Here is an 8,916-nt window from a genome sequence, read left to right on the forward strand (position 1 = left end):
ACACATTAGTGGCCGTTGGAGGCGCGAAAACGTCAAGTTACTTGGGAAATGCGGGTGAAAAGCACTATGCGCAAGGCGAGGACTATGCTGCGTTCTGGGCTGATCTCGGCCGCGGGCAGGTTTTTACCAACCAGTACCCGCGGGTCACCAAAACCGGCGAAACAATCTGGATGCAGGCGACCTACGCTCCCTGGCTTGCTGCCGACGGAACTGTAGGCGGGGTGGTTACGGTGGCAACTGATGTCACCGCCCGCCGCCGCGGTCTTGCAGCGATTGCAACAGGTCTGGAAGCGCTCAGAGAGGGGGATCTCGGCGCGAGGGTGGCAGTGTCCGATATTACGGATATCGGCAATCTTGGCAAAGCCTTCAACCAGTCTGTCGAGCAGCTGGAGGTCACGGTGAATACAGCCAAGCAGGTGTCCGAAGGTGTCGGGCAGACCGCTGGTGAGATCAGTCAGTCCTCCAGTGATCTGTCACATCGTACTGAAAGCCAGGCGGCCACGCTGGAAGAAACGGCGGCTGCGCTGGAACAGCTGACGTCAACTGTACAGGCCGCGGCCAATGGCGCCAAAAAAGTGGAAGAGATCGTCGATCAGGCGCAGTCTGTGGCTGTTCACAGTGGCACTGTGGTCAGCGATGCCATTGATGCGATGTCAAAAATCGAAGGCTCATCCGAGGAGATTGCCAAGATCATCACCGTGATTGATGACATCGCCTTTCAGACCAATCTTCTGGCGCTGAATGCCGGGGTCGAAGCCGCCCGCGCCGGTGAGGCTGGTCGGGGGTTTGCTGTTGTCGCCTCAGAAGTGCGTGGGCTGGCGCAGCGCTCTGCTGGTGCTGCGGGCGAGATCAAACAGCTGATTGGAGAAAGCAAACACCACGTGGGAAGCGGCGTCGATCTGGTTGGAAAGACCGGCAAGGAGCTACAGAGAATCATCGACAGTGTCGGCACCATTTCCAATCACATCAGTGAGATCGCGCGCGGCGCGGCGGAACAATCGACGACGCTTGTGGAAATCAATACCGGTGTGACGCAGCTGGATCAGGTAACGCAGCAGAACGCGGCCATGGTCGAGCAAACCACTGCAGCGAGCCTTACATTGTCCAATGACGCCGGACAGCTGACCCGACAGCTGGGGGTCTTCAAGACGAAACCTATTGGTGTTGGCAATGTGGTGCAGATGCCGACTGCAATGTCATCGCCGGATGTTCGTGAACGTTCGGTTTCAACCCGAGTTTCGGAGCAGGCTTCGTCAATGACGGGCACCGGAGGGCAGTCAGCCGGCGCAGCCCGGGGCTGGGAAGATTTCTGAACAATCAACAACAGAGCCAGGACTGCCACGCGGGGCAGACGTCGGGGCTTCAGAACCCACTCGTTCCAAAACGGCCCTTAGGGGCCGTTTTTTGTAGTTTCCAGCCGGTTCGAGCTCTCGGGTTGAAAACCCGCGTGACGCATCAATATTGAAAATGAAGCAGATCACCGGCGCCCGTGTCCGGCCCTAGGTCCGGCGCTTGGTCTGTCAAGGCCACACGAGGCATTGACACCGCGCCGGTGCGCCGCGAACGTGGCGCAAAATCAACGGTCAATCAGGGAACAGTCGGGGGCGATGTGGGCGCACAGAACACGGTGAAATTTCCGGTCATTCGAACGGTCGGCCTGACTGGCTTGCTGGTCACTTTTGCGGACCAGTTGAGCGAAGCCTCCAATCGGGCGACTTTGGCCTTTTGTGAGGCACTGAAATCCGGCAATGGGCTGCCAGTGCAGGAAATTGCGACATCACTGGCCTCGGTCTTCATTCGCTTTGACCCCACGGTGATAAGTCATGCGGCGTTGCAGGATCATCTGCAGGGGCTAATTGATCAACAAGACTGGCAGCGGGCAGAGCTGCCAGCGGGGCGGCGTCTGTGGCGGGTGCCGACGGTTTATGGCACCGACCTTGCGCCCCAGCTGGAGGAGGCCGCCGAGGCTGCAGGGATGAATGTTGATCAGGCGATCGAAAGCCTAGGTAGCGCGCGGGTGCGGGTGCTCACCATCGGATTTGCGCCAGGACAGCCCTATCTTGGCCCTCTAGGGGCTGAATGGAACCTGCCACGACAGACGGAATTGACGCCACAGGTGCCCCCAGGCGCGCTGGTATTGGCGATCAGCCAATTTGTCCTGTTTACCGCCGCTGCCCCAACGGGGTGGCGTCACGTTGGGCAGACGGGGTTCAGAGGCTTTCAGCTGCAGGCGGATGATCCCATTGCTTTGCGGGCAGGGGATGAGATGATATTCATCCCGGTGACGCGCCCTGAGTATGATCGGCTCTGTGCTGCGGATCCGCATTTTGGTGGTGCCAGCCGCGAGGAGATCGCGACATGAGCGCGCTCAGGGTGCTTCGGATCGGCCCAGCGGCCTCGATCCAGGATCAGGGCCGGGCGGGGCGACTGGATCAGGGAATATCCTGTGGGGGGGCTGCGGATCTGTTGGCTCTGGCCGAGGGGGCCGCATTGCTGCGTCAGGATGGCGGGCTTGCGGCGCTTGAACTGGCGGGAATGGGGGGCGCATTTGAAGCCACCGCCCCCGTTCGGATCGCGCTGACCGGGGCACCGATGGTGGCCAGTCTTGATGGTGCACCACTTGCGTGGAACGCATCGCACCTACTGCAGGCGGGACAGCGTCTCGACATTGGTGCGGCGCGCAAAGGTGTCTATGGCTATCTGCATCTCGGGGGCGGCATTGCCAGTGAGGCTCTGCTAGGGGCCCGTGCTGCGCATCTTGTTTCTGGTTTGGGGCGCACCGTGGTCGAGGGGGATCTGCTGCCAGCAGGCACAGACACTGGGCGCGAGACGGGGTTGGGGTTGGCCGCCGAGGATCGTTTTCAGGGAGGTGAGCTGCGTATCGTCGAGAGTTTTCAGTCCAGCCTGTTTGCCCAAGAGGTACGGGCACGGTTTGCCGAAACAGCGTTCACCCGGGGCAGTCGTGCTAACCGCATGGGGGTTGAGATGATTTCCGAGGGCGAGGGATTCGCGGCGGCGGGGCAGCTCAATGTTCTGTCCGAAATCATCGTGCCGGGCGATGTGCAGATGACCGGTGATGGCAAGCCCTTTGTGCTGCTACGCGAGGCGCAGACCACCGGGGGCTACCCCCGGATCGGGTCGGTCCTGCCTTGTGATCTGACACGGGTTGCTCAGGCGCAGGCAGGGACCGCGCTGCGTTTTCGCTGGATCTCTTTGGCGGAGGGGCTGGCGGCGCAGGCGCAATACGACAAGATGATCAAGGCGCTGCCGACGCGCTGCAAACCGCTGCTGCGGGATCCTGCTATCATGCAGGACCTGCTATCTTATCAACTCATCAGTGGGGTGGTGTCGGCAGATGCAGAGCCCTTTGAATCCGGAGATATCACATGAGCGACCCAGACTTGCGTAAAACAGTCGATCTCAACGCGGACATGGGCGAAAGCTTTGGTCCCTGGAACATGGGCGACGACAAGGCACTGCTGGACGTTGTGACCTCTGCCAATATCGCCTGTGGGTTTCACGCAGGCGACCCGGATGTGATGGCCGCGACCATGGTGCAGGCTCTGGACAACGGCGTTGGCATCGGCGCCCACCCCGGCTTTCCTGATCTGCAGGGATTTGGGCGTCGCAAAGTGCATATGTCGCCTGACAGCCTAGGCAATATGGTGCGCTATCAGCTGGGCGCGGCACGGGGCATGGCTGCCGCACTTGGCACAGAGGTGCGTCATTTGAAACTGCATGGTGCGCTGTCCAATATGGCCTGTGTTGATCACGCTATGGCGCGGGCCTGTTACGAGGCCGCGTTGGATGTCGATCCCGACATCATCATCATGGTATTGGCTGCCACCGCCATGGAAGAGGTCGTGCGTGACCTTGGCTGCAACTGGTGTGGCGAGATTTTTGCCGATCGTGCCTATAATGATGATGGCACTCTGGTGGATCGCAGTCTGCCGGGGGCAGTGATCCATGATGCGGATCTGGCCGGGCCACGTATTCTTAAGATGGTCGAAGAGGGCGCGATCATCACCGAAAGCGGCAAGCGCATCCCCACCTCCATCGATACCATTTGCCTGCACGGCGACACTGCAGAGGCGGTCGCGCTGGCCAAATCGGTGCGCAACAGTCTCGAGGCGGGTGGGGGTGAAATGGGGCGCTTTTCTGGGGGGCAAAACTAGCACCTAGCCCTGCGCCTGGGGGGTCAGCGGGGGAATCTGGGGTGCGGAATGAACCCCCAGCTTGCCATAGGCGCGGCGGCGCAGAGTGCGTATGGTGTTTTCGGCGACCCCGAGCTGCAGCGCGGTTCCTGCAACGCTCATCCCGCGCACCGCCAGATCGCAGACCTCAGCCTCGCGCGGGGTCAGATCTCCAAACGGGCCAGCATCCTGTTCACGCAGTGCCGAGGCTTGACCGCCTGTCGTACGATTGAAACTGGTTGCCCCGACGATCCGGTGTCTCAGGCCGATCAGCTCATGTGCCAGCGGCAGAACCTGCTGCAGTCGTTGCATGTCCTGATCCGACAGCCAGCCTGAGGCCTTGCCACGCAGGAAAAAGGACTGAAAGCCCACGCGCTCGCTATAAGATGAGACGGTAACGCGTTCGATCACCTGATCGCGGGCATAGATCGGGCTGATCGGGTCGTCTGGGGCTGGGCGCCAGCGTTCGATGAACAGCCCGCCGCCCTGGGCTGCACGGATCCGCTCCAGAATGCTCTGCATCAGCAGATCATTGGCCAGGATCACGCTTGCGTTTCGATTGAACCAATAGCTGCTCATCTCTCCGGCCCAGATCGACAGGACGGGGGCAGGGCGGGACATGTCGGCCACATAGAAGGTGCCGAAATTGGCAATATCCGCAGCGCTGCGGATGTAGGCCAGAAGCTGTGTTGCGAAATCAGGCCTGACAACGGCGGCGGCCAGTTCGGCAACGTCATCTCTTGGGAGAGGCCTGGGGGGGAATATGTCACTCATTCGGGTGACAGACTGGGGTGTCTATTGTGAAATAGTCAAGCAGGTTCCCTATATCCAACGACCCAACGACTAAAACGATCCAGCTAAAAACCTACCCAGCCATAACATCTGGCGACAAGACACAGCGAAGAGGCCCGGCCAACATGACCAAGATATTTTCAAATCGGACGCGCCCCATCCACCTTGGCCCCTTTCCGATGGAACGCCTGGTCCGAGGGCCGATGCCGGATCTGGCGGCGGCACCTGTCTTTCAGCCGCTTGAATTTCGCCGCCCCAACCGGCCTGCCTCAATCGTCAATGCTATGGGCGAATATCAGGCGATGATGGACGCGATCCGCGACGGCTTGGTCAACAAGGCGCAGGCCGACTGCCCGAGCGATCCAAAGGAGCGCGCCAACCATATTAAAGCCTTTGGCTATTTTGCGGATGCGGCCATGGTCGGCGTCGGCCCGGTGCCTGCTTCGGCGCGGCTGGCGCAGCCCTATCGCAACCCAGACATTGACCGCCTGTCTGAAGATCTGAAAACCCGTCAGACAAAAACACTGGCGGCCGGTATCGACCATATCATGGCGGACCTGAAGGAGGCGATGCAGGCGCCGCCCACAACTATTGGTGATCACGCCCGCGCAATCGTCTTTCTTTATGACATGCCGCGCGATCCCAAACCGCAGGAAGAGGGTTGCGAGTGGATCGAGGGTGCTGAGCACCATCGCGCCTGCCTGCGCGCCAGCGAAACAGCCGTGGTGCTGGCCAACTACATTCGTTTATTGGGCTGGGACGCCAAGGCCCATACCGGCACATCTGCGGATGTGGATCTCAACCAGCTGGCAGTTGCGGCGGGGCTTGCAACTGTCGAAGGTGGGCGTCTGGTCAATCCCTATCTGGGGGAGCGTTTTGGGATTGCAGTGGTGACCACCGATTTTGATCTCAACCTGGACCGGCCACTGTTGCCGCTGGACCAGCAGCCATTGCTGCAGATCAAGGGTCCGAAATGGTGGCTGGGTCTGGGGTCGGAAAGATCAGCCCTCAATGGCGATCCCTTCGAGGCGCGCGATTTCAAAGACGGCCCGCATCCCTTTGAAACCCTGAACCGGGTTGACGATCCCACCACCTATATTGACGAGGCCCGCGTGGCACGGGTGCCAAAACGTGCGGATATGTTTGCCCGCAGTCAGTTTGGGGATATGGGCAAGGGTAATCAAAAGGCCGCCACAGGTGGCTTTTACGTGCGCAAGGCGGCGCCCTCGATGGCGCAGCGACGTATGCTTGGTGCCTTTGTCTTGCTACAGGATGGCGAGCCTTCCCGTGGCCCGCGCCCCACGGATGCAGCGCGCAACGCTGCCAATATCAAGGCGGCCAGTTATTGGCTGGGGATTGATGCGGTTGGCATTAGCCGTTGCCCGGACTGGACTTGGTATAGTCATGATGCAACGGGTGCCGAGATCCATCCAGACCATGATCAGGCGATCAGCATGATTGTGGATCAGGGGTTTGACACCACAGAAGGTACTTCGGGCGATGATTGGATCGCCGTGGCGCAATCGATGCGGGCCTACCTTCGGTTTTCACTGCTGGGTGGTGTCATCGCCCGCCAGATCCGCAATCTCGGCTACAAGGCCAAGGCCCACACGGTGATGGATGGCGAAGTGCTGCAACCGCCGCTCCTGCTGCTGGCAGGACTGGGAGAGGTGAGCCGCATTGGCGAGGTCATCCTCAATCCCTTTTTGGGCCCACGGCTGAAATCCGGTGTAGTGACCACCGATATGCCGATGGATCACGACAAGCCAATCGACTTTGGCCTGCAAAAATTCTGCGAGGCCTGCAATAAATGTGCCCGTGAATGTCCGTCGGGCGCGATCACCGCCGGACCCAAACTGATGTTCAACGGCTATGAGATCTGGAAGAGCGACAGCCAGAAATGCACCACGTACAGGATCACGACACCGGGGGGTGCCATGTGTGGCCGCTGCATGAAGACCTGCCCGTGGAACCTCGAAGGTATCTTTGCCGAACGCCCCTTTCGCTGGGCTGCGATGAATATGCCAAAGGCAGCACCGGTATTGGCCAAACTCGACGATGCGCTGGGCAATGGTGAGATGAACCCGGTCAAAAAATGGTGGTGGGATCTGGAGATGGAAGAGGACGGCGGCTATCGCCCGACGCGGCATCCGGTAAATGCCCGTGCCCTGCAAAAGGATCTGGATCTCAAATATGAGGACCAGACACTGGCCGTCTATCCGGCACCCTTGGCACCACACCCCTGGCCCTACCCCTTCCCGATGGACCGTGAGGCCGGGATTGAGGCCTATCAACAGATGATCACAGCCGAGGAATACCAAAAGCGTCGCGCCAAAGGAGAGACCGGCAGCTGGGATCACCACTATACCAATGATGTCGACAGTCCGGTTCTGCAGGTCCGCATCGCACGGGCCGAAACGATGAGCCCGGATGTGACCAAATACGAATTCACTAGCCTTGATGGCGCCCCCCTGCCGGAATGGACGGCAGGGGCCCACCTCGACATCGTGGTCGCGCCGGAGTTTCTGCGCCAGTATTCAATGTCCGGGGATCCGGCGGATCGCAGCACCTACCAGATAGGTGTCTTGCGCGAGGATGCGGGGCGCGGCGGCTCGCAGCTTCTGCACCGCATTTTTGCCGAAGGCCGCAAGATTTTCATCTCAAAGCCAATCAACCATTTCCCCTTGGAAGAGGCCGCCGCGAAGTCCTTCCTCATGGGCGGGGGGATCGGCATCACGCCGATGATCGCCATGGCACACCGCCTACACGCTCTGGGCGGCCCGTTTGAGCTGCACTATTCCATCTCCAACAGGGAGGACGCGGGGTATCTGACGGATCTTGCCGCGATGCCCTGGTCGGACCATGTCCATGTCCACGTGTCCTCCGAAGGGACGCGTGCAGACCTGGATCATTTGCTGGCTGGCTATGCTGACGGGCAGCACGTCTACACCTGTGGGCCAGACCGCTACATGGAGGGTGTTCTGCAGGCGGCGACGCGTCAAGGCTTCCCGGAGGAGGCGCGCCACCTTGAATACTTCTCGGTGCCGGATCTGCCAGACTATGAGAACCACGCCTTCAAGCTGAAGCTGGCGCGTTCCGGCCGTATTCTGGAGGTGCCTGCTGACAAGACTGCGACGGATGTGTTGTTGGAAAACGGCATACATATAGATGTGAAATGTTCAGACGGGATTTGCGGAGTTTGCAAATGTGGCCTGATCGGCGGCGAGGTGGAACATCGCGACTTTGTTCTCTCGAAGGCGCAGCAGAAACACGCGGTGATCCTGTGCCAGTCGCGTGCGGCAGACACAGATGGTATTATCGAGGTCGACCTATAGGCTTTCGCTCTCTTTTCTATTGTGCGTGGGTATCTGACGGACATACGCGAGCCGGTGGTGCTCCCGCGCATCGCCTGGCGCATCTGCGATGCACCGCGACTCTTGGGCCCGGCGCCGCATGACTGCGGCGCGGGCTCAGGCCCATCAACCGGGTTTCCCAAATGATTTGTGATCGCGCGAGATTTGAGAGAGGGCCCCGGCAGGGTTTTTCCTGCCCTGCAAATGAGCAAGGGCCTTTTTAGGCGGAAGTTTTGAGTGAAATTCAAAAACGTGGTCAACTTAACGCTCAACGACCGACTCGTTTTCCGGTTCTGGCGCAGCGAGTCGCAGGTGTGCTTGTGGTTCTCTTCAGCCTGACACCTATATGTAGTCCCCTTTGGTATGTGGCCTTGGGTTTCTTCGTCAGTGAAGGTGCACCGACCTATACTGTGCTGATGAATTGAGCGACTTTATCTGTGTATAAGGTGTTGTTTTTGTTTTATTTTCACATTTGTTTCGCAGAAAAGTGTGATTTTGTTGATTTTGGTGTTGCGGGTGTTTGGAGTTAACACTAGAACCCCCTCTACCGGCAGCGACGATACGCAGCTGGGGCGCGG

6 protein-coding genes are annotated in these 8,916 nt (G+C 59.6%); 5 read left to right on the forward strand and 1 reads right to left on the reverse strand.

Annotation, left to right across the window (positions count from 1 at the left end; translation table 11 throughout):
- From PH5382_RS19005 to PH5382_RS19020, 4 genes are all read left to right on the forward strand, one after another.
- The coding region (locus tag PH5382_RS19005; RefSeq protein ID WP_058335958.1) for a methyl-accepting chemotaxis protein at positions 1-1,313 on the forward strand (1,313 nt) is incomplete at its 5' end.
- Between the two features lie 296 nt (positions 1,314-1,609).
- Positions 1,610-2,362, forward strand: a complete 753-nt coding sequence (locus PH5382_RS19010; RefSeq protein WP_082645774.1) for a 5-oxoprolinase subunit B family protein — start codon at positions 1,610-1,612, stop codon at positions 2,360-2,362.
- Positions 2,359-3,390 (forward strand): 5-oxoprolinase subunit C family protein, encoded by a 1,032-nt coding sequence (locus PH5382_RS19015; protein WP_058335959.1) that lies wholly within the window; start codon positions 2,359-2,361, stop codon positions 3,388-3,390. Before PH5382_RS19010 ends, PH5382_RS19015 begins: the two co-directional genes overlap by 4 nt.
- On the forward strand, positions 3,387-4,175 hold the full coding sequence (locus PH5382_RS19020) for a LamB/YcsF family protein (RefSeq protein ID WP_231751946.1): 789 nt from the start codon (positions 3,387-3,389) through the stop codon (positions 4,173-4,175). Before PH5382_RS19015 ends, PH5382_RS19020 begins: the two co-directional genes overlap by 4 nt.
- A gap of 3 nt (positions 4,176-4,178) precedes the next feature.
- On the opposite strand, the gene PH5382_RS19025 is transcribed toward PH5382_RS19020, so the two are convergent.
- The gene (locus tag PH5382_RS19025; RefSeq protein ID WP_058335960.1) at positions 4,179-4,967 is read right to left on the reverse strand and encodes a helix-turn-helix transcriptional regulator; all 789 of its coding nucleotides are present in this window, start codon (positions 4,965-4,967) and stop codon (positions 4,179-4,181) included.
- A 143-nt stretch (positions 4,968-5,110) separates the two neighbouring features.
- Between PH5382_RS19025 and PH5382_RS19030 the strand changes: the two genes are divergently transcribed.
- Positions 5,111-8,320, forward strand: coding sequence for a 2Fe-2S iron-sulfur cluster-binding protein (locus PH5382_RS19030; RefSeq protein WP_058335961.1), 3,210 nt, complete (start codon positions 5,111-5,113; stop codon positions 8,318-8,320).
- Positions 8,321-8,916 lie beyond the last annotated feature (596 nt).

The organism is Phaeobacter sp. CECT 5382, assembly GCF_001457775.1.
GTDB lineage: Bacteria > Pseudomonadota > Alphaproteobacteria > Rhodobacterales > Rhodobacteraceae > Pseudophaeobacter.